This is a genomic window from Bacillus sp. P14.5 (assembly GCF_003316765.1).
Taxonomy (GTDB): domain Bacteria; phylum Bacillota; class Bacilli; order Bacillales; family Bacillaceae_B; genus Rossellomorea.
Window position 1 is genome coordinate 1 of sequence record NZ_NIJF01000022.1, and the last position, 1,388, is coordinate 1,388.

The window sequence follows — 1,388 nt, forward strand, 5'->3', positions numbered from 1 at the left end:
TCTGGACGATGCTTTGCCTCTCGCTGCCATACGGAAGTTCCTCCAGCAGATGCTCGCTCAAAGGTGTCAACTTTTCCTGTAATTCTTGTGCATTCATAAGGATTTGCCGCCTCCTGACTGATTCCGTTCAAAATTAACCATTCTTTTATTATAACGCAAATCAGTAAGAAAATGGAGCGGGGGAGACATCTAAAAGAAAACTGCTTGCGTGAGGAAAAGATGAAGTCGATTCTAAGAAACACTTCAGTAGAGAAAACCTGCCCAAGTGTCACATAGGAGAGTTCTTAAGAGACACTTCAAAAGAGAAAACTCGCTCAAGTGTCACATAGGAAGGTTCTAAAAGACACTTCAAAAGAGAAAACCTGCTCAAGTGTCACATAGGAGAGTTCTTAAGAGACACTTCAAAAGAGAAAACTCGCTCAAGTGTCACATAGGAAGGTTCTAAAAGACACTTCAAAAGAGAAAACCTGCTCAAGTGTCACATAGGAAGGTTCTAAAAGACACTTCAAAAGAGAAAACCCGCTACAAGTGTCACATAGCAGAGTTCTAAGAGACACTTCAAAAGAGAAAACCTGCCCAAGTGTCACATAAAAGAGTTCTAAGAGCCACTTCAGTAGAGAAAACCCGCTCAAGTGTCACATAGAGAAATTCTAAGAGCCACTTCAGTAGAGAAAACCTGCCCAAGTGTCACATAAAGAAATTCTAAGAGCCACTTCAGTAGAGAAAACCTGCCCAAGTGTCACATAGCGAAGTTCTAAGAGACACTTCAGGAGAGAAAACCGGCTCAAGTGTCGCATAGAGAAATTCTAAGAGACACTTCAGTAGAGAAAACCTGCTCAAGTGTCACATAGCGGAGTTCTAAGAGACACTTCAGTAGAGAAAAAGTCCCCAAGTGTCAGATAGGAGAGTGTTAAGAGACACTTCAAAGAGAAAACCTGCTCAAGTTTCGCATAGAGAAATTCTAAGAGATACTTCAGTAGAGAAAATCTGCTCAAGTGTCACATAGCGGAGTTCTAAGAGACACTTCAGGAGAGAAAAGTCCCCAAGTGTCAGATAGGAGAGTGTTAAGAGACACTTCAGTAGAGAAAACCTGCCCAAGTGTCACATAAAAGAGTTCTAAGAGCCACTTCAAAAGAGAAAACCCGCTCAAGTGTCACATAGCAGAGTTCTAAGAGACACTTCAGTAGAGAAAACCTGCCCAAGTGTCACATAGAGAAGTTCTAAGAGACACTTCAGTAGAGAAAACCTGCCCAAGTGTCACATAGCGAAGTTCTAAGAAACACTTCAGTAGAAAAACCTGCTCAAGTGTCACATAGGGGAGTTCTAAGAGACACTTCAGTAGAGAAAAGTCCCCAAGTGTCAGATAGGAGAGTGTTAAGAGACACTTC

General features: G+C 41.9%; 1 protein-coding gene. It reads right to left on the reverse strand.

The features are described 5' to 3' along the window. Positions 1 to 1,180 precede the first annotated feature (1,180 nt). Positions 1,181 to 1,388: hypothetical protein (locus B9Z54_RS25160; protein ID WP_205207661.1), on the reverse strand; the 208-nt coding region annotated here is incomplete at its 5' end.